Below are 23,596 nucleotides of genomic sequence, written 5' to 3'. Positions count from 1 at the left end.
TTTCGGGCAGGGTGCCCGAGGTTGGCCGCCCACCGCCGATCCCATCACCCGGTCAGGCCCGGGAGTTCCGAGAGTTTTTGCGGCCGCGCGATGTCAGCTGCGGTCGGTAGATGGAAGGCAGTGTGCGATGACCAACCCCACTCCGGCGCGCGCGGGAACCGAGCAGCTGGCAGCGCTGGTGGCGACGGTCGCGGCGATGGATCCGGCGCGGATCGCGGTCGAGTTCGACGGCACCGCGGTGTCGTATGCCGATCTCGATGCCCAGCTCACGCTGATGGCCGAGCTCACCGGCGGCGCACTGGACCCCGAGACACTCGTGCAGGTGGTGCTCGCCGAGCTGTTCCCCGGCGTGGTCGACGCGGCCGAGGGGACCTTCGGGCAGCTGCTGGACACCTTGATCGCCGACACGATGGCCGCGCTGGGGATCGAGCAGCCCTCGGCGACCACGGCGCCGACGCTGGTGGACCGGTTCACCGATCAACTGGCGCGTACCCCTGATCGCGTCGCGCTGCGGTTCGGCGCCGAGACACTGACCTACGCGCAGTTCGATGCCAGGGTGCGGGTGCTGGCGGCGCGGCTGGTGGAACTCGGAGTGGGTCCGGAATCGCTGGTCGGTGTGTCGATGCGGCGCAGCGTCGAGCTGATCGTCGCGGTGCATGCCGTCGTGCGGGCGGGTGGTGCCTACGTGCCGCTGGATCCGGATCATCCGGTGGATCGCCTGCGCTATGTGCTCGAGGTGGCGCGTCCGGTCGTGGTGGTGACCCGCGCCTGCGACGCACCCGACCTCGCCGACACCCCCGTGTTGCGTACCGACGACATCGACTGGACGGCGACGCCCGCCGAGGTGATGCCGTGCGCTCAGGCCGGTAACACGGCCTATGTCATCTTCACCTCCGGGTCCACCGGTCGGCCCAAGGGGGTGGCGGTGACCCACGGCGCGATCGTGGCGAACCTGGACTGGCGACAGCGCCGCTACGGCATGACCGAGGCCGATGTGGTGCTGCAGAAGACGCCGTACACCTTCGACGTGTCGGTGTGGGAACTGTTCTGGCCGTTGCAGATCGGCGCCCGGTTGGTGGTGGCCGAACCCGGTCGCCACGGCGACCCCGCGTACCTGGCCGGACTGATCGCCGAGCACGGCATCACGGTCACCCACTTCGTCCCCTCGATGCTGGCCGCGTTCGTCGGTGCACTGGCCGAGCCCGGCGCCGAGGTGGACCTGTCGACGCTGCGGCTGGTGTTCGCCTCCGGTGAGGCGCTGCCCGCCGCGACCGCCGCGCGACTGCGCAAGCTGTCGGCCACCGCGCTGCACAACCTGTACGGGCCCACCGAGGCGGCGGTCGACGTCACGGCGCACGAGGTGAGCGCGGCCGACGAGGTGTCGGTGCCGATCGGCGGACCGGCCGACGACACCGGCCTGCTGGTGCTCGACGAGAACCTCGACCAGGTGCCCGCCGGTGTCGTGGGTGAGTTGTATCTGTCGGGCGTGCAGCTGGCACGCGGGTATGTGGCGCGACCCGGCCTGACCGCGGACCGGTTCGTCGCCAATCCACACGGCGAGCCCGGCGAGCGCATGTATCGGACCGGCGACCTGGTCCGGCAGTTGCCCGGTGGGGACGAGCTCGAGTACCTGGGGCGCACCGATTTTCAGGTGAAGTTGCGCGGTCTGCGGATCGAGCTCGGTGAGATCGAGGCGGTGCTGGCCGCGCATCCGCGGGTCGGCAATGCCGCGGTGGTGCTGCACCGGCACGCGGCGGGGGAGGCGCTGGTCGGCTACGTGGTGAGTGCGGACGGCGCACCGCTGGATCCCGCCGAGTTGACCGCGCACGCGAAGACGTCGATGCCGGAATACATGGTGCCTTCGCTACTGGTGCAGCTGGCGGCCATGCCGGTCAACGCCAGCGGCAAGCTCGATCGGAAGGCGCTGCCGGAACCGGACTTCCGGGTCGCGGCGGCGCAGTTCCGTGAGCCACGAACGGCGACCGAACGCGCGGTCGCCGCACTGTTCGCCGAGTTGCTCGGAGTGGAGACGGTCGGTCTCGACGACGACTTCTTCCGCCTCGGCGGCAACTCACTGATCGCCACCCGCGCCATCGGCCGCCTGCAGGCGAATTTCGGTGTGCGCGTGGACGTACGGGACTTCTTCGACAGCCCGACCGTCGCCGTGCTGGCCAAGCTGGTCGAGGGCGGCGCCGCCGACGATCGCCCTGCCCTCGTCGCCGGTCCGCGCCCGGCGGTGCTTCCGCTCTCGCCCGCGCAGCAGCGGATGTGGTTCCTGAACCGGTTCGACCCGGAAACCGGCGCTTACAACATCCCGATCGCGGTACGGCTCTCCGGAACGCTCGACCTGCCCGCTCTGCGTGCGGCGGTCGGCGACCTGATCGCTCGGCACGAGGTGCTGCGGACGATGTATCCCGAGGTCGACGGGGTGGGAACCCAGCAGGTGCTCTCGCCTGCGGAGGCCATCGAATTGCTCGTCGCCGAGTCGGGTTCGGCGTCGGCGTCAGTGGTCGCGGACAACACCGATGTCGCCAGTTCGACCAGCGTGGTCGAGGCCGGCACGAGCACGGAGGTAGTTGCCGGTCCCGCGTCTCGTGGCGGCGCCCCAGCCAGGTCGGAGCGCTCCACGCTGCTCGATCCGATCGGTGTCGCGGTGCGGGATCTTCCGGCTGTGTTGGCGGCGGAGATCCTGGGTGGCTTCGACGTGACCGCCGCGCCACCGGTGCGGGCGCGGTTGTTCGAGGTCGACGGGGACCACGTGCTGGTGCTCGTGGTGCACCACATCGCTTCCGACGGGTGGTCGGCCGGGCCGCTGGTGCGTGACACCATGGCCGCCTACCACGCGCGGACCGAGGGTGCCGCGCCCGAGTGGGCGCCGCTGCCGGTGCAGTACGCCGACTACACATTGTGGCAGCGGGCCACGCTCGGTGCCGAAGACGATGCCGACTCGCAGGCCGGGCGTGAGATCGCCTACTGGCGTAGCGCGTTGGCCGGACTGCCGGACGAGTCGAACCTGCCGACCGATCGGCCGCGGCCCGCCACGGCGTCGATGCGGGGTCGGCGGATCGACTTCGAGCTCGACGCGGGGCTGGTCTCGACGCTGAATACCGTGGCCGCCGAGCAGGGCGCGACGCTGTTCATGGTGCTGCACGCCGCCTTGTCGGTGTTGATCGCGCGCCTGTCCGGCAATACCGATGTGGCGATCGGCACCCCGGTCGCGGGGCGCGGCGCCGCGGCACTCGACGATGTCATCGGCATGTTCGTCAATACCGCCGTCCTGCGCACCCGGATACGCGCGGGGGAGTCGTTCAGCGAGTTGCTCGGCCGTGTTCGCGCCGAGGATCTGGCCGCGTTCGACCACACCACCCTGCCGTTCGAGCGGCTGGTCGAAGTACTCACGCCGCCGCGCTCGGCCGGTCGGCACCCGCTGTTCCAGGTCGCGCTGTCGCTGCAGAACCTGCCCCCGACCACCTTCGAGCTGCCCGGTGTGCGGGCAGCCGCCATCGACCTGCCCTACGACATCGAGAAGTTCGATCTCTCGATCACCTTGCGTGCGTCCGCCGGCACCGGCCTGTCCGGTGAATTCTCCTACGCCACAGATCTGTTCGACGAGACCACGGTCGTCGCGATGGTGCGCCGGTTTACCGGTCTGCTCGCCGCGATCGCCACCGCACCACACACCGCCGTCGCCGATCTCCCACTGCTCGTCGACGCCGAACGCCTCGAGCTGACCAGCCGAACGGGCGGCCCGTGCGCCCCCGCCCCGCTCCTGCCCGAGGTGCTGGCCCGCGCCGCCGCCGATCCCACCGCGATCGCGATCCGCGACGGCGCCCGCACCCTCACCTACGGCGAACTCGACACCACCTCCACCCACCTGGCTGCCCGGCTGACCGCCCTGGGCATCGGCCCCGGTGATCTCGTCGCGGTGGGCATCCCCCGGTCCGCCGATTCGGTGACTGCCGTCTGGGCCGTGGTGAAGTCCGGCGCGGGCTTCCTGCCCGTCGACCCCACCTACCCCGTCGACCGCATCGCCCACATGCTCGCCGATTCCGGTGCGGCAGCGGGCATCACGGTCGCCTCGATCCGCCCCGATCTGCCCGACACGGTGAACTGGCTCGTGCTGGACGGTGCAGGTGCTTTCGGCGTCGACGAGCCCTTCGCCGACCTTGTCGGGACCGGGTACCTCGGTGGCGCCGGCCCGGTAGGCGAGGTGGCGTCGGAAGCCGCTGTCCCGCAGGCAATGTCGAGCCGCGACGCCGATGCGGGTTCTGCCGATGTCGTCTCGGCGGGATCGCGTCGGGCGCTGGATCCTCGTGATCCCGCGTATGTCATCTATACCTCCGGCACCACCGGTCTGCCCAAGGGCGTGGTGATTCCGCACGGCGCCGTCGCGGCGTACCTGCCGGTGCAGGCGGGGCGCTACCGCGCGTCGGCCGATGCGCGGGTGCTGCATGTGGCCTCGCCGTCGTTCGACATCTCGGTGGCCGAGCTGCTGTTGACCGTGACCGAAGGCGCGACCATGGTGGTCGCGCCGACCGGGGTGTTCGGTGGGGCGGAGCTGCGCGAGCTGGTGCGGGCCGAGCGGGTGACCCATGTCGTCATCACGCCTTCGGCGCTGGCGACGGTGAATCCGGACGGGCTCGACGATCTGCGCGTGGTGGTCGTGGGTGGTGAGGCGTGTCCAGCGGAGCTGGTGGCGCGCTGGACCGCCGCGGTTCCGGGGCTCGTGTTCCGTAATGGCTACGGCCCCACCGAAACCACGATCGTCACCAATATCAGCGAACCACTGGGTGCGGAAACGCCGATCACCCTCGGCGCGCCGGTGGAGGGGACCGCCGAGCTGGTCTTGGACGAGCGACTGCGCCCGGTGCCCGCGGGTGTCGTCGGTGAGCTCTACATCGCCGGTGCTCAGTTGGCGCACGGCTACCATCGCCGGCCCGCGCTCACCGCGGGACGGTTCGTCACCAATCCCTACGGTGCGCCAGGGGAGCGGATGTACCGCACCGGCGACACTGTGCGCTGGGTGCGCCGAAACGACTCGTTCGAACTGGAATACCTGGGCCGCAACGACTTCCAGGTGAAGGTGCGTGGTTTCCGGATCGAGCTCGGGGAGATCGACGCGGTGGTGACCCGGCACGCCTCGGTGGACTTCGCGGCGACGATCGGTCATCGCACCGACGCGGGCGCGACGCTGCTGGTGTCGTATGTGGTGCCGGTCGCCGGTGCCGTCATCGATGCCGCGACGCTGATCGCGCACGCCGCCGCACACCTGCCAGCGCACATGGTGCCCGCCGCCATCGTCGCCCTCGACTCGGTGCCCCTGACCCCGGTCGGCAAGCTCGACCGCGCCGCACTGCCCGCGCCGGTCTTCGAAGCCGGCGCCTACCGCGCGCCGCGGACCCCGGCCGAGCAGGTCGTGGCCGATGCCTTCGCCGAGGTACTCGACCTGGACCGCGTCGGTCGCGATGACGACTTCTTCGACCTGGGTGGCAACTCGCTGCTCGCGACCCGGGTGATGGCGCGCATCGGCACCGACCTCGACCTCCGCATCCCGGTCCGCCAGCTCTTCGACACTGCCACCGTGCTGACCCTGGCCGCGGCGGCCGACCGCCTGCGCGGCACCGGAACCGGCCCTGCCCTGGTCGCCGGCGTGCGACCGGATCCGCTGCCGCTCTCGCCCGCCCAGCAGCGCATGTGGTTCCTCAACCGCTTCGACCCCGGCTCGGCCACCGACAACATCCCCGTGGCGGTCCGCCTCACCGGCACCCTCGACGTGCCCGCCCTGCACGCGGCGATCGTCGACGTCCTCGACCGGCACGAGGTCCTGCGCACCCGCTACCCGGAGGTCGACGGCACCGCGATCGCCGAGATCCTCCCCGCCGTCGGCATCGTCGCCGAGGTACACCCGCACATCGTCGCGGCCGACGCTCTTCCCGACGCGGTCCGCACCGTCGCCACCACCGGTTTCGACCTCACCCTCGACGCCCCCGTCCGCGCCACCCTGCTGCGCGGTGCTGCCGATGATGAAGTGGCACAGCCGAATGCGGTGGGGGCGTCGGCCGAGTACGTGCTTGTCATCGTGCTGCATCACATCGCGGCGGACGGGTTCTCCTTCGGGCCGCTGATCCGGGACGTGCTCACCGCCTACGGCGCACGGGCTGCCGGCGTGGCGCCGCAGTGGGCGCCGTTGAGCGTGCAGTACGCCGACTACGCGGTGTGGCAGCACGCGGTGCTCGGTGCTGCCACCGATCCGGAATCGACGGCGGCCAAGCAGCTCACGTTCTGGCGTGCCGCGCTGACCGGGGCGCCCGAGCAGCTCGAGCTGCCCGCGGACCGGACGCGGCCCGCGGTCGCGTCGCGGCGTGGTGTCGCGCACGGTGTCGAGATCGACGCCGAAACCCACCGGGCGCTGGCGGCATTCGCTCGCGCACACGGTGTCACCGTGTTCATGGCGGTGCATGCCGTGTTCGCCGCGCTGCTCGCGAGGATGTCGGCGACCACCGACATCGCCATCGGCACCCCGGTGTCGGGGCGCGGTGACCGTGCGCTCGACGATCTCGTCGGCATGTTCGTCAACACCCTCGTGCTGCGCACCGACGTCGCGCCCGCGACGCCGTTCACGGAACTGGTCGCCCAGGTCCGCGCCACCGATCTCGCGGCCTTCGGCAACGCCGACATCCCGTTCGAGCGGCTGGTCGAGGCGCTCGACCCGGTTCGCTCCACCGCCCGAAACCCTCTGTTCCAGGTGATGCTGTCGCTCAACGAGGCCACCCCCGGCGACCTGGCTCTCCCCGGCCTCACCGTCGGCGGCGTCGACCTGCCCACCACCGTCGCCAAGTTCGACCTCGAACTGACCCTCACCGAATACCGCGACGACACCGGCGCCCCCGCGGGCCTGTCCGGCGCTTTCGTCTACGCCACCGACCTCTTCGACCACACCACCGTCGCCGGCTTCACCACGCGCCTGTACCGACTGCTCGCCGGAGTCCTCGCCGACCCGACCCGCCCCGTCGGCGACATCGACCTCCTCGACCCCGTCGAACGCACCCAGATCCTCGAAACCTGGAACGTCACGACCTCCGTCGGCAGGACCGAAGCCGTGGGCGAGGCCGCCACCGTCGACGAGGTCACCGCGGCGGTCGGCACCGACAAGGCGGCTACCACCGACACCGTGCCCGCCGTCGCCGTTTCCCGCGAGACCGCCGATTCGGACGGCACCGCCGACACCGACGTTGCCGTCGAGCCGGGCGCCATCGCTGCCGACGTCGCAGCGCGCGCGACGACGCTTGCCTCGCTGTTCGCCGATCAGGTGGTGGCGACGCCGTCCGCGATCGCTGTGGTCGTCGATGTCGACGGTGCGGACTCGAACGGTTCGGCGGTGCGGACAGGCCGCTCGCGGGAAACTGCCGATGCGGATGTGGTCAGTCGGCTCGAAGGGGCGGCCACTGATGTGATCGCCGCGCATCGGGGTACGGGCGGTGCCGGGCGGTCGGCACGCAGCGTGCTGTCCTATCGGGAATTCGGGGCTCGGGTGGCGCGGTTGGCGCGTCATCTGATCGGGCTCGGCGCCGGGCCGGGATCGTTGGTCGCGGTGGGGATGCGGCGCGGGGTGGATCAGCTCGTCGCGGTGCATGCGGTGTTGGCGGCGGGGGCGGCGTATGTGCCGGTCGATCCGGATCATCCGGCCGAGCGGACCGCCTATGTGCTCGGCCAGACAGCGCCGGTCTGTGTGCTGACCGTCACCGGAGGCGGTGTGGCGGTGACGAACTCGGTGGTCGAGGTCGACACGCTCGACCTGTCGGCGCTGTCCGGTGAACCGATCACCGACGATGAGCGGCTGGCTCCTTTGCGTCCCGGGCACCTCGCCTACGTGCTGTTCACCTCGGGCTCCACCGGGCGGCCCAAGGGCGTGGCGGTGCCGCACGCGGCCGTGGTGAACCAATTGCTGTGGCTGCAGCGGGCATTCCCGCTGGGGGCCGACGATGTCGTCTTGCAGAAGACCCCGTTCACCTTCGATGCCTCCGTGTGGGAACTGCTGTGGCCGTTGCGAGCCGGTGCGCGGCTGGTGCTGGCCACCCCCGAGGGGCATCGCGACCCCGCCTACCTCGCCGCCGCCACCGCGCGGCACGGGGTCAGCGTCGTCCAGTACGTGCCCTCGGTGCTCGCTGCCGTTTCGGCTGAACCTGCTGCCACACAGGCGGATTCGCTGCGACTGGTCTTCGCGGGCGGTGAGGCGCTGACCGCCGACCTCGCCGGCCGGGTACGCACGGCCACCGGTGCGACGGTGGTCAACCTCTACGGCCCCACCGAGACCACCATCCAGGTCACCGCCCACCGTGTGGGTGCGGAACAGGGCGCGGCCGTGCCGATCGGCACGCCGGTCGCCGACACCAGGGTGTATGTGCTCGACTCGCGCCTGCACCCGGTTCCCGCCGGAGTGCCCGGCGAGCTGTATGTGGCCGGCGCACAGCTGGCCGAGGGCTACCACGGTCGCACCGACCTGACCGCCGAACGCTTCGTCGCCGACCCCTTCGGCACCGGCGAACGCCTCTACCGCACCGGCGACCTCGTCACCTGGCGCACCGGCCCCACCGGCCCCGCCCTGCACTACCTGGGCCGCACCGACTTCCAGGTGAAACTGCGCGGCCTGCGCATCGAACCCGCCGAGATCGAAGCCGCCCTCACGACGGTCCCCGGCGTGCGCCGCGTGGCCGTGCTGGTGCGCTCGGACGAGGGCAGGCCCGACCAACTGGTCGCCTACATCGTCGCCGCCCCGGACTCGTCGGAGAGTGCGCTCGAAACCTCCTCGGCCGCCTCGTCGCCGTCCCCCGCCGACCTCGACGCCGCGGTCGCGGCGGTCCTGCCCTCCTACATGGTCCCCGGCGCCTACGTGTTCCTCGATGAGCTGCCGGTCAACAGTTCCGGCAAGCTCGATCGCCGCGCACTGCCCGCGCCGGAGCGGCCGCGAATCGACGTCCGCGAGCCCGCCACCGCCACCGAGCGGATCGTCGCCGCCACCTTCACCGACGTGCTCGGCCTGGATCGGGTCGGCGCCGAGGACGACTTCTTCGCCCTCGGCGGCAACTCGTTGGTGGCGACGCAGGTGGCGGCGCGGCTCGGCGCGGCATTGGATGCCAGGGTGCCGGTGCGCGAGCTGTTCGAGGCGAGCACGGTCAGCGGTTTGGCGGCGCGGCTGGACGCGCTGCGCGGGACCGGCAGCAGGCGCGGGCCGGTGGCCGGGCGACGCCCGCAGCGGATTCCGCTCTCACCCGCGCAGCAGCGGATGTGGTTCCTGCACCGCTTCGATCCCAGCTCGGCCGCCTACCTCATTCCGGTCGCCATCCGGCTCGGCGGCGAGCTCGATGTCGCGGCGATGCGCGCCGCGCTCGGTGACCTGATCGCCCGGCACGAGACCCTGCGCACCACCTATCCCGAATTCGACGGACAGGCAACACAACTCGTCGGCGCTCCGTTCGTGCCGGAGCTGGCCGTCACCGATGTCGCGCCCGCCGAGGTGCCCGCGGCCGTCGCCGCCGCCCTCGCCGGTGGATTCGACATCACCACCGAGGTGCCCGTGCGCGCCGCCCTGCTGCGGGTCGCACCGAACGAGCACGTGCTGGTGCTGGTCGTCCACCACATCGCCGCCGACGGCTGGTCGATGGGCCCACTGACCCGAGACCTGGTGGCCGCCTACGCCGCCCGCACCGCGGGCACCGAACCACGGCTGCCCGCGCTGGCTGTGCACTACGCCGATTACGCCCTGTGGCAGACCGAGGGCCTCGGCAGCGCCGAGGACCCGGACGCTGCGCTGGCTCGCCAGTTGTCCTACTGGACCGAGCGTCTCGCCGGTCTGCCCGACGTGCTGACCCTGCCCGCCGACCGGCGCAGGCCACTGGTCGCCTCCCAGCGCGGCGCCACCTTCACCGCCGCCCTCGATGCCGACCTGCACCGCGGCATCGAGGAACTGGCCCGAGCCCGGCGCGCCACGGCGTTCATGGTGCTGCACGCCGGACTCGCGGTGCTGCTGGCCAGGCTCTCGGCCGGTGCCGACATCGTGGTCGGCACCCCCGTGGCCGGGCGCGGACATCGCGAACTCGACGATATCGTCGGCATGTTCGTCAACACCCTCGTGCTGCGCGCCCGGGTGCGCACCGAGGCGAGCTTCAGCGACCTGCTCGACGAGGTCCGCGCGGGCGATCTCGACGCCTTCGACAACGCCGACGTGCCCTTCGAGAGCCTGGTCGACGCGGTGAATCCGGCCCGCTCGCAAGGCTATTCCCCGCTGTATCAGGTCTCTCTGGCCCTGCAGAACCAGCGCGGGACCGCCTTCGAACTCCCCGGTCTCACCCTGTCCGGGCTGACCCTGCCGGACGCGCCGATCGAAGTGGACCTCGACTTCACCTTCGTCGACCGATTCGGCGCCGACGGCACGGCCGAGGGTCTCGACCTCGAACTGCGCTACGCCACCGACCTTTTCGACGCCGATACCATAGCCTCGATGGTCGCCATGCTCGAACGGGTGCTGCGCGCCGCGGTCACCACCCCGGGGACCGCCGTCGGCGATCTCGCCCTGCTCGACGACACCGGTCGCGCCGCCCTGCTCGCCGGCCCGCACGGTGACGTCGAACCGCTCGAGCCGGCACTGGCCGAGCTGGGCATCGGCGCCCCACTCGCTGCCCATCTGCTCGACGCTGCGGCCGCCCGCGACCCGCACGCCGTCGCCGCCGTGTTCGAAGGCGCCGAGATCACCTACGGAACTCTGGCGGCCAGGGCCAACCGTTTCGCGCGCGGGCTCATCGACTGCGGTGTCGGCCCGGAAACACCGGTCGCCGTGGCGGTTCCGCGTGGCATCGAGCTGCTGGTGGTCCTGCACGGCGTGCTCGCCGCCGGTGGCGTGTACGTGCCGATCGATCCCGCCCAGCCCGCCGACCGCATCGGGCACGTGCTCGAGACAGCGGCACCGCGCCTGGTCGTCGTCGCGGCACCCGGAGACCTCGATCATGTCGACAGCGGTATCCGACCCGCCACGGCCTCGGTACATTTCGCCGCCGCCTCACGCTCCGGGATGCCGGTGCTGACCGTCGCGCAGCTCGAGGACCCCGCCCAAGGGGCCGTCGCGAGCGCCCCGGTCACCGATGCCGAACGTCTCGCGCCGCTGCACCCCGATCACCCGGCCTACGTGTTGTTCACCTCCGGCTCCACCGGCACGCCCAAGGGCGTGCTGATCTCGCACCGTGCCGTGGTCAACGAATTGTGCTGGCTGCGGGGCGAATACGCGATGACCTCCGCGGACCGGCTGCTGCAGCGCGCACCGCTCACCTTCGACGTCTCGCTGTGGGAGCTCCTGGCTCCCGCGCTGCTGGGTGCCACCCTGGTGCTGCTGCGCCCCGGTGGCCATCTCGACCTGGCCTATCAGGCCCGGGTGCTGCGGGAACAGCGCATCACCATCGTCGAGATCGTGCCGTCGGTACTGGCTGCCATGCTGGCCGAGGATCTCGGCGACGCGCTGAGCGGCCTGCGGATGCTGCACGTCGGCGGTGAGGAACTGCCCGCACCGCTCGCGGCGTCCGTGCTCGCCACCCTGCCCGGCGAACTGCACAACACCTACGGCCCGACCGAAGTGGCGATCACCTGCACCTTCCAGCAGATCACCGCGCCGGTCGAGCAGACCGAACTGCCGATCGGCAGGCCGAGCTGGAACGTGCGCGCCTACGTCCTCGACGAGCGGCTGCATCCGGTGCCCGCAGGCGTCGCGGGTGAGCTGTATCTGGCGGGCGACCAACTGGCCCGCGGCTATCTCGGCAGGCCCGATCTGACCGCCGACCGCTTCGTCGCCGACCCGTTCGATCCCGACGGCAGGCGCATGTACCGCACCGGTGACCTGGTGCGCCGAGATCGCTCGGGCGCGCTGGTCTATCTGGGCCGCAACGACTTCCAGGTGAAGATTCGCGGTCTGCGGATCGAGCTCGGCGAGATCGAGACCGCGCTGGGCGAGGCTCCCGGCGTCACCCACGCGACGGTTCTGCCCGCCACCGACGACGCCGGCCGCCAATGCCTGGTGGGCTATGTCGCGGGTGAGGTCGACACGGCGTCGGTGCGGGCGCATGTCGCGAGCCGGGTACCCGCGTACATGGTGCCCTCGCACCTGGTGGTGCTCGACACGGTTCCGCTCAACTCGGCGGGCAAACTCGACCGGGGCGCGCTGCCTGCCGCCGACCTGTCCCGCACCACCGAGTACGTGGCACCGCGACCCGGTGCGCAGACCACGCTCGCCGCGGTGATCGCCGAACTGCTCGGTGTGGCGCGGATCGGTGCCGACGACGACTTCTTCGCCGTCGGCGGCAACTCGCTGCTGGCCATGCGCCTGGTCGCTCGCGCCAACGCGGCGCTGGACAGCGCGCTGGACGTGCGCGACGTGTTCGACGCCCCGACCGTCGCGGGCCTGGCCGAGCGCGCCACCTCCGGCCGTGCAGAGCGGCCCGCGCTGACGGTGGCAGACCCCCGTCCCGATCGGATTCCGCTGTCGCTGGCCCAGACCCGTCTGTGGCTGCTCAACCGCATCGACCCCGGCTCGGCGGTCTACACCCTGCCGATCGCCCTCCGCCTGACCGGTGACCTCGACACCGAAGCCCTGTGGGCGGCGCTGGCCGATGTGCTCGCCCGCCACGAGTCGCTGCGCACCGTCTTCCCCGAGGATGCCGACGGCCCGACTCAGGTCGTGCTCCCGACCGCGGAGGTGTTGCCCGCCGCCGTCGTCCGCGACGTCGCCGAAGCCGACCTCGCCGACGCGGTCCGCAACATCATCGGCGCGGGCTACGACGTGACCACCCAGCCCCCGCTACGGGCCGCACTGCTGCGCCGCGCTCGCGAGACGCCCCCGCACGACGGCCCGGCCGACGGTGCGCGGCGAGTCGGCGGCGAGCCGGTGCACGACCGGCACACCGGTGACCTGGGCGCGGGTGAGCATCGCACCGGCCCCACCGAGAAGCGTGGTCCGGTGATGTCGGGCGAGGTCGAGCACGTGCTGGTGCTCGCCGTGCATCACCTCGCCGCGGACGGTGTGTCGACCACGCCCCTGGCCCGTGATCTGGTCACCGCCTACGCCGCGCGGGCGGCGGGGAACGCGCCCGTCTGGGAGCCACTGCCGGTGCAGTATCCGGATTTCACGCTGTGGCAGCGCGAGGTTCTCGGCGACGCGGGTGACCCCGAATCGCGGCTGGCGCGGCAGTTGGCGCACTGGCGCGACGAACTGTCCGGGCTCGCACCGGTGCTGGAACTGCCCGCCGATCGGCCGCGTCCGGTCACCCGCAGTGGTGCGGGCGGTGCCGTCGGGTTCGACGTGCCGGGCGAGGTGGTCGCGCAGCTCGAGGTGCTGGCCCGGCGCCACGGCGTGTCGACGTTCATGGTGGTGCACGCGGCGTTCGCGGTCCTGCTGGCCCGGCTGGGCGCGGGATCCGATATCGCGGTCGGTACTCCGGTCGCGGGCCGTGCCGATGCCGCGCTCGACGATCTCGTCGGCATGTTCGTGAACACGCTGGTGTTGCGGACGAGCGTCGATGCCGGTGCCGGTTTCGCCGATCTGCTCGCCGAAGTGCGGGCGGCCGATCTGCGGGCGTTCGCCCATGCCGATCTGCCGTTCGAACGACTGGTCGAGGAGCTCAATCCGGTGCGGTCCACGGCGTACTCGCCGATCGTGCAGGTGATGCTGGCCTTCGAGCACCGCGAGGACACCGTCATCGAACTGCCGGGCCTGCGGATCGAGGAGTTCGCACTGCCGGCCGCGACCACCCAGTTCGACCTGTCGCTGGCGATCAACGAGGTCACCGGCGACGCGGGTGAACCGGGAATGCGGGGCTGGCTGCGCTACGCCACCGACCTGTTCGACGCCGAGACCGTGGCCGAGGTCGGTGCGCGATTCGTGCGGGTGCTGAGCGCGGTCGTCGCCGACGACACCGTTGCGGTCGGCGAGATCGACCTGCTCGATGCCGCCGAGACCGCGCGACTGGCCGCCTGGAACGACACCGCCACCGCGTTGGACACCGACGCCACCCTCGTCTCGTTGTTCGCCGAGCAGGCCGGGCGGACCCCGCACGCCGTCGCCCTCGAGTTCGAGGGGGAGCGAATCACTTACGGCGAGTTCGCTGTTCGCGTCGCTCGACTGGCGCGTTGGTTGATCGCCGAGCAGGTCGGGCCCGGCGCGACCGTCGGCGTGGGGCTGCGGCGCGGCATCGACCTGCTGGTGGCCCTCTACGCGGTGCAGGCCGCGGGTGCCGCGTACCTGCCGCTGGACCCCGACCATCCGGCCGACCGGATCGCCGACGTGCTCGCCACCGCGGCACCGGCCTGTGTGCTGGCCGCCGCCGGATTCCCCGAAAGCGGCACTCCTGCAGTTGATCCGGCCACACTCGACCTGGCCGGATTCGCGGCCGATCCGGTCACCGACGCCGAGCGGACCCGCCCGCTGCGTGGTGCCGACCTGGCCTACGTGCTGTTCACCTCGGGGTCGACCGGCACGCCGAAGGGCGTCGCGGTCACCCACACCGCGATCGTCAACCGCCTGGCCTGGATGCAGGACACCTATCGGCTGGACGTCACCGCTGTGGTGCTGCAGAAGACCCCGATCACCTTCGACGTGTCGGTGTGGGAACTGTTCTGGCCTTTGCAGATCGGCGCCACCCTGGCCATCGCCCGGCCCGACGGGCACCGCGATCCCGCCTACCTGGCCGAGGTGATCACCCGGACCGGGGCCGAGGTCGCCCATTTCGTGCCGTCGATGCTGGCCGCGTTCCTGGCCGAGCCCCGCGCCGCCGACTGCGCGTCCCTGCGGCAGGTGTTCGCCTCCGGCGAGGCGCTGCCCGCCGCGGACGCCCAGCGCCTGCGCGCACTGCTGCCCGGTGTCGCCGTACACAACCTGTACGGCCCCACCGAGGCCGCCGTCGACGTGAGCTTCCACCAGGTCACCGACGCCGACACCGTCACGGTGCCCATCGGCGCCCCCGTCGCCAACACCGCTCTGCACGTGCTCGATGCCCGCCTGCGCCCCGTCCCGGTCGGCACCCCCGGCGAGCTGTACCTGGCCGGCGTCCAGTTGGCCCGCGGCTACCTCGCCCGCCCCGACCTCACCGCCGACCGCTTCGTCGCCAACCCGCTCGGCGCACCCGGCGAACGCATGTACCGCACCGGCGACCTCGTCGTGCGCACCCGCACCGGCGAACTGGACTACCTGGGCCGCACCGACTTCCAGGTGAAACTGCGTGGCCTGCGCATCGAACTCGGCGAGATCGAAGCGGTCCTCACCGGACTCGACACCATCGATCGCGCCGTGGTCACCGTCCGCGACGACGGTGCAGGCGACTACCTCACGGCCTACCTCCTCCCGGCCGTCTCCGCGCCGAACCCACGGCACACCTCTGATCCTGGCCCGCAGCCCGCCAACGCGCGCACTGGCACGGCGGTCGAATCTGCGGGCGGCGCCGCGGTTCCCGGCGCTGCCGAGACGGCGGGTGGCGGCGACTTCGGCGATCACCGCAGTGCGGCGACGGTGGCGGACTGCGTCGACTGTGTTCGTGGCGGCGACGCTGACGCGACTGCCGGTGCCCGAGCGGCGAGCGGCAGTGACACCGCCGCCCCCACCCTCGCGTTGGATGCGGTGAAATCCACTCTGCAGAAGGCGCTTCCGGCCTACATGGTGCCGAGTGCCTTCGTGGTGCTCGATGCGTTCCCGGTGAACGCGTCCGGCAAGCTCGATCGGCGGGCATTGCCCGCACCGCAGCTCGTCGCTCGGGAATTCCGGGCCGCGGTCACGCCGTCGGAGCAGTTGGTGGCGGGGGTCGTGGCCGAGGTGCTCGGGATCGAGCGGGTCGGTCTCGACGACGACTTCTTCGACCTGGGTGGCAACTCGTTGATCGCCACCCGGGTCGCCGCGCGGCTCGGGGCGGCGGTGCGGCGGCAGGTACCGGTGGCGCGGATCTTCGAGACGCCGGTGGTGGCCGAGCTGGCCGCCGCACTCGACGCCATCGGTGGTGCCGCGCGGGTGGCGCTGGTGGCCGGGCCGCGGCCTTCGGCGATTCCGTTGTCGCCCGCCCAGCAGCGCATGTGGTTCCTCAACCGGTTCGATCCGGACTCGGCGGGGTACAACGTGCCGATCGCCGTGCGGCTGACCGGGGCGCTCGATCTCGACGCGCTCGCGGCCGCCGTCGGCGATCTCGTCGAACGACACGAAGTGCTGCGGACCTACTACCCTCAGACGCCCGGCGGGCCGGTTCAGCAGATCCTGGAGGCAGCCGAAGCCGGTGTGGCACTGCGGGTTCGCGAGATCGCCGCCCAGGACGTGGTCCACGCGGTGACGATGCTGGCCGCCACCACCTTCGACGTCACCGCGGGTGTGCCGTGGCAGGTGGTGCTGTACCGGATCACCGCCGAAGAGGCCGTGCTGGCGCTGGTCGTGCACCACATCAGCGCGGATGGTTCCTCGGTGCCGCCGCTGGTCCGCGATCTGATGACCGCCTACCTGGCTCGCCGCGACGGCGCCGCACCGCGGTGGGCGCCGCTACCGGTGCAGTACGCCGACTACGCCCTGTGGCAGCGCGCGGTGCTCGGCGACGAAGCCGACGCCGCCTCGGTCGCCGCCCGACAGCTCGACTTCTGGCGCGGTGAACTGGCCGACCTGCCCGACGAACTGGCGTTGCCGCTGGACCGGCCGCGCCCGCCGGTGCGCACTCTCGCCGGTGGCACCGTCGCGGTGACCATCGGCGCCGCCACCCATGCCCGGCTCGCCGAACTGGCCCGCGCATCCGGGGCGACGCTGTTCATGGTGGTGCACACCGCCTTCGCCGCCCTGCTCGGTCGACTCTCCGGCAGTGCCGACATCACCGTCGGCACCCCGGTCGCCGGACGTGGCGAGGCCGCGCTCGAGGACCTGATCGGGATGTTCGTCAACACGTTGGTGTTCCGCACCCGGCTGCGCGCGGGGGAGTCGTTCCAGCAGTTGCTGACCCGCCAGCGGGCCACCGACCTCGCGGTCTACGCCAACGCCGACGTGCCGTTCGAACGTCTCGTCGAGGTGCTCGACCCGGCCCGCTCCACCGCCCGGCACCCGCTGTTCCAGGTCGGCTTCTCCTTCCAGAACTTCGAACGCGCCGAACTGGCCCTGCCCGGAATCACGGTGTCGGACCTGGACACCGACACCGAGCTGTCCCAGTTCGACCTGCACCTCATCGTCAGCGACGACTACGCCGCCGACGGTGCCGCCGCGGGTATCACCGGCGTGCTCACCTACGCCCACGACGTCTTCGACACCGAGACCGCCACGGCGATCGCGGCTCGTCTGGAACGGCTGCTCACCGAGGTCGCCGCCGCACCGCACACCACGCTGGACGCCATCGACGTGCTGGAGCCCGCCGAGCGGTCGCGCATCCTGCACCAGTGGAACACCACCACCCACGAGATCGACCGCACCGCGACACTGCTCACGCCCTACCGTGCCCAGGTATCGGCTCGACCGGAGGCCACCGCGCTCGTCTTCGACGGCACCGCGCTGACCTACGCCGACCTCGAGGCCCGGGTGAACCGCCTCGCCCGTCATCTCATCGCCGAAGGTGTCGGCCCGGATGTCCTGGTCGCCTTGGCCATCCGCCGTTCGATCGACCTCGTCGCCGCCATGTACGCGGTCCTCACCGCCGGTGGCGCCTACGTTCCCATCGACCCGGACCACCCGGCCGATCGCATCGCCCAGGTCCTCGACACCGCCCGCCCCCACCTCGTCCTGACCACCCACGGGGATCGTTTCGAGATGCCGGTGTCGACAGACTCGGTCGAAGCGGTGATGGGCGACGAAACCGGTTCCCCGACAACGGAAAGCGACGCGGACCGCACAGCGCCGGCGCAGCGGGAGGGAACCCGGCTCCTGGTCCTCGACGACATCGACGTCGACCGCTACCCCGCGCACCCTTTGGCCGACGCCGAACTCGTTGTACCACTGCGTGAGTCGAACCTGGCCTATGTGCTGTTCACTTCCGGATCCACGGGTAGGCCCAAGGGTGTGGCGATGAGTCATGCCGGGATTCGTAATCAGGTCGCGTGGGTGATCGAGCGGTACCGGCTCGACAGTGCCGATGTGTACCTGCAGAAGTCGGCGGCGACCTTCGACCTGTCGGTGTGGGGCTTCTTCGTGCCGCTCGCCGCGGGCGCGACGCTGGTGCTCGCCACTGCGGATGGGCACCGAGATCCGCTGTACCTGGCCGAACTCGTCGCCGCCCAGCGGATCACCGTGGTCGACTTCGTCCCGTCGATGCTGGCGATGTTCGCCGCGCACGCCCAGGCCGAACAGCTGGCGAGTCTGCGGCTGGTCTTGGCGATCGGCGAGGCGCTCACTCCGGACACCGTGGCAGCATTGGGCGTGAAATCTGCTGCGGCCGTACACAACCTGTACGGGCCGACCGAGGCGGCCGTATCGGCTACCGCCTGGCCGGCCGAGGGCGCGAGCGGGCCCACCGTGCCGATCGGTGTGCCCGAATGGAACACCAGGGTCTACGTGCTCGACGAGCGGCTGCGACCGGTCGCCCCCGGCGTCGCCGGTGAGCTGTATCTGGCCGGTGACCAGCTGGCCCGCGGCTACCTCGGCCGCGCAGACCTCTCGGCCGACCGGTTCGTCGCCGACCCCTTCACCCTGGCCGCAGACACGGCACGACCCAGTGACGGCCCCGGCGCCGCGCCGGCGGGTGCCCGCATGTACCGCACCGGTGACCTGGTCCGCTGGACTCGCGACGGTGTGCTGGTGTACCTGGACCGTATCGACTTCCAGGTGAAGTTCCGTGGCCAGCGGATCGAGCTCGGCGAGATCGAGACCGCGCTGCGGGCACTTCCGCGAGTCAGCCAGGCCGCGGCGGTGGTGTCGGCGAGTCCGACCGGTGACCGCCTGGTCGGCTACGCGGTGCCCGTGCCGGGAACGGACCTCGATCCGGCCGCGCTGCGTTCGGCGGTTGCCCAGGTGCTGCCGTCGTACATGGTGCCGTCGGTGATCGTCGTACTCGACGCGTTCCCGCTCAACACCTCCGGCAAGCTCGATCGCAAGGCGCTGCCCACACCGGAATTCGTGGCCAGGCCGTTCCGTGCCCCGGTCACCGCGGCTCAGCGCGCGGTGGCCGAGGTGTTCGGTGAGGTGCTCGGGCGTGCGCCTGTCGGTCTCGACGACGACTTCTTCGACCTCGGCGGCAACTCGCTCATCGCCACTCGCGTGGCCGCCCGGCTCGGTGCCGCCTTGTCGACCCGGGTACCGGTGCGGACCCTGTTCGAGGCCGGCACCGTCGCCGAATTGGCCACTGTGCTCGCCGAACACGCGGGCAGCGGTGCGGGTGCGGCCCTGGTGGCTGGTCCACGTCCATCCCGTATTCCGCTCTCCCCGGCGCAGCAGCGCATGTGGCTGCTCAACCGTCTCGATCCGGAATCGGCCGCCTACAACATCCCGATCGCGGTCCGCCTCACCGGTGATGTCGACGCCGCCGCGCTGGCCGCCGCCGTCACCGACGTGCTCGACCGGCACGAAGTGCTGCGCACCGCCTACCCGGCGATCGACGGCATCGGTCACCAGGCCGTGTGGGAGTTCGTGCCGGCCCCGGTCGTGGAGACCGTGGACCCGATCGCGGTGCCGGCCATGGTGGCCGCCGAGATCGGCCGCGGCTTCGACGTCACCGTCGCCCCGCCGGTGCGGGTGCGCGTGCTCCGGTGCGCGCCAGACGAGGTGGTGCTGGTCGTGGTGATCCACCACATCAGCGCCGACGGGTTCTCCGCCGGACCGCTGCTGCGCGACACCACCGCCGCCTACCTGGCCCGCCGCGCGGGCACCGACCCCGGATGGGCACCGCTGGCGGTCCAGTACGCCGACTACACGCTGTGGCAGCGCGCGGTACTCGGCAGCGAGGACGACGTCGAGTCGGTCGCCGCACGGCAGCTGCGGTTCTGGCGGACCGAACTCGCCGACCTGCCCGGCCTGCTCGAACTGCCCACCGATCGGCCGCGCCCCGCCGTCGCCTCGCAGCGCGGTGCCAGTGTGGAAACCACGGTGCCGCAAAAGGTCTGGCAGCGGGTCGGCCAGCTGGCCAGACGCGCCGACGCCAGTGAGTTCATGGTCGCGCACGCCGCGCTGGCCGCGCTGCTGGCTCGCCTGAGCGGCACCGGTGACATCGCGATCGGCACGCCGGTCGCGGGCCGTGGTGACGCGGCGCTCGACGACCTGGTCGGCATGTTCGTCAACACGCTGGTGTTGCGCACCGCCGTCGATCCCGCCGCCTCGTTCACCACCCTGCTCGCCGAGGCCAGGCGCGCCGATCTGGACGCCTTCGAGAACGCCGACGTGCCTTTCGAACGGCTCGTCGACGTGCTCGACCCCGCCCGCTCCACCGCGCACAGCCCGCTGTTCCAGGTGATGCTGGCCTTCCAGAACCTCGACGCCGCCGCGGGTGCGGTCGTGCTGTCCGACCTCACCGTGACGGGTCTGGAGACCCACGCCGCGACCGCCAGGTTCGACCTGGACCTGGTGCTCACCGACAGCGCCGAGGGCGGTCGGGTCGTCAGCCTCACCTACGCCACCGATCTGTTCGACGCGACCACCGCGGCCCGCCTCGCCGAGGGCTATGTGCGAGTGCTCGACGCGATGACCGCGCATCCGGACGTGGCGGTCGGCGATGTCGACCTGCTCACCGACGCGGACCGACGCGTGCTCGAAACGTGGTGTGACACAGCGCGGCCGGTGCCCGCGGCGGTGCTGCCGGTCGCGTTCGACCGGCAGGTCGCCGCGACACCGGACGCGATCGCGCTGGTCGACGGCGACACCGTCCTCACCTACGCCGACTTCGCGGCCCGAGTGAACCGACTTGCCCGCCACCTCATCGCTCAGGGCGTCGGCCCCGACACCGCGGTGGCGGTGGCCGCCCGCCGGTCACCGGAACTGCTCGTCGGTCTGTACGCCGTGCTCGCCGCCGGCGGCACCTACGTGCCCATCGACCCCGACCATCCGGCCGAACGCATTGCCCGGATCCTGCGGATCGCGCAACCGGTCCGCGTACTCACCAGCCGCCGCGACGCTGCCGATCTGCTGGGTGCCGGTGTGTCCGCACCGAACCACGACGCCGGTCCCGCCGGGACGGCGATGTCCAGCGGCGCCGAGCCGATGGCCGGCGTGGAGTCCGAACGCACCGGCGCCGGATCTGTTTCGGGACAGGACAGCCGGGCCGGTGACCGGCTCGACGGTGTCGACGTGGTCGTGCTCGACGCGCTCGACCTCGTGGCGTACTCCGCCGAGCCGGTGACCGATGTCGAGCGGGTACAGCCGTTGCGGCCGGAGCACACGGCGTATGTGATCTTCACCTCCGGGTCGACCGGACTGCCCAAGGGCGTCGGCGTGCCGCATCGGGCGATCGTCAACCAACTCGATTGGCTGGCAGCGTCCTTCGAATTCGGGGCCGGTGATGTCGTGCTGCACAAGACACCGGTCACCTTCGACGCCTCGATCTGGGAACTCCTGCTGCCGCAGCGGGTCGGCGCCCGTACCGTCATCGCCCGCCCGGGCGGACACGGCGACCCGGCCTATCTCGCGGCGCTGATCGCCGAGCACGGCATCGACACCGTGCAGTTCGCGCCGACCATGCTGGCCGCCTACCTCACCGAGCTGTCCGACGGGCGAACCGCCGATCTCGTCGTCAGGTCTGCCGGTCTCGCCACCGGAACCACCAGCGGGGCCGCCGGTCTCGCCAGTGGTGCGGCGCACGAGGCCGTGGGCGCAGGACCGGCCGCATCGACGGATCGAGGCGGCATGGTGCGGTCGCTACGCCGGGTCTTCGCCGGCGGCGAGCAGTTGCCCGCCGCGCTGGCCCAGCGGGCGCAGGCGCTCACCGGCGCGCAGGTGGTGAACCTGTACGGACCCACCGAGACCACCGTCCAGGTCAGCGCCCACGTGCTGGCCACCGACGACACCGACTCGGTGCCCATCGGCGTACCCGTCGCCAACACCGGGCTGTACGTGCTGGACGCCCGCTTGCGGTCGGTGCCTGTCGGGGTGACCGGCGAACTGTACGTCGGTGGAACGCAACTCGCGCACGGCTACCTCGGCGCCGCCGAACTCACCGCCGAACGGTTCGTGCCCGACCCCTTCGGAGCACCCGGCGCCCGGATGTATCGCACCGGCGATCTCGTCCGGCTGCGCGTCAGCGAAACCGGCGCCGCCGCACTGGAATACCTCGGCCGGTCCGACCTGCAGGTCAAACTCAACGGTCAGCGCATCGAACTGGGCGAGGTCGAAGCCGCTCTACTCCGGCAGCCGGGCATCGCCCAGGCCGCGGCAACCGTCGTGTCCGATGCGGGCGTCGACCGACTCGTCGGCTACGTCGTACCCGGCACTGCGACCGGCCATCGTGATGCGGCAGCCGACGTGGTGACCGCGACAAACGGTCATGCGGTGGCGGCGGATGCCGAATCGGCAGGTTCGGATGCCTCGGCGTTGCGGGCGGCGCTGGCCGCGGAACTGCCCGGCTACCTGGTCCCGGCCGTCGTGATCACGCTGGACTCCTTCCCGGTCAACACCTCCGGCAAGCTCGATCGTGGCGCACTGCCGCGGCCCGCGCCGCACCGGACCGCCTACCGGGCTCCGGTGACCGAGACCGAACAGGTCGTCGCGCACGAGTTCGCTCGGGTCCTCGGTTTGGACCGGATCGGTATGGACGACAACTTCTTCGACCTCGGCGGCAACTCGCTGACCGCGGTCCAGCTGTCCGCGCGACTGAGCGAGGCGCTGGGATCCGCAGTGCCGGTGGCGTGGTTCTTCACCGATCCGACGCCCGCCGTGGTCGTGCAGCGCCTGTGCGGACACGACGATTCGGCCGACGACGCGTTCGCGGTGCTGCTGCCGCTGCGCACGGGCGGTTCCGGGGCGCCACTGTTCTGCATCCACCCGGTCGGTGGTGTGTCCTGGTCGTTCGCCGGGCTCACCCGCCACCTGGACTCGCAGCGCCCGATGTACGGGCTGCAGTCGCCCGCGCTCACCGCCGACGAACCGCTGCCCGCCACGATCGAGGACTGGGCGAAGCGTTACGTCGACGCCATTCGCGAAGTACAGCCCGAGGGGCCCTATCACCTGCTCGGCTGGTCGCTGGGTGGGCTGCTCGCCCACGCCGTCGCGACCCGGTTGCAGGCCGAGGGGCAGCGGGTGGCGGGGTTGGCCATGATGGACAGCTGGCTCGGCGACGGTCCGGAGCGGACCCCATTGCCCACCGTCGGCGACCTGCTCGGGGGCCTGGCCGGTGACGAGCTCGACGTGGCCTTCGACGCCGACGGGCTCACCGCCGCGGCGGCGGAGCTCGGCGGGCCACTGGCCGCGCTCGACCGCGACCGGGTCGCCCGGATCATCGACGCCGCCACCGCCTCGATGCGGATGGTCGACGACTACCGGCCGCGCCGATTCGATGGCGACCTCGTCTACTTCGCCGCCCTCGCCGACGACCCCACCGGCTCCCGGGGCGCCGCGAGCTGGACCACCGCGATCGGCGGAACCGTGCACCGGCACGGCATCGACGCCACCCACTGGGCCATGGCGGGCGAGGCCGCG

General features: G+C 71.6%; 1 pseudogene. It reads left to right on the top strand.

Features of this window, described 5'->3' with window-relative positions:
• Window positions 1-127 precede the first annotated feature (127 nt).
• Window positions 128-23,596: pseudogene (locus BOX37_RS21300) on the top strand (non-ribosomal peptide synthase/polyketide synthase); the annotation flags it as partial.

It is taken from the genome of Nocardia mangyaensis (genome assembly GCF_001886715.1).
Lineage (GTDB): Bacteria > Actinomycetota > Actinomycetes > Mycobacteriales > Mycobacteriaceae > Nocardia > Nocardia mangyaensis.
The sequence above is the reverse complement of the archived record's forward strand: the minus strand, read 5'-3'. Positions and strand labels throughout refer to the sequence as shown.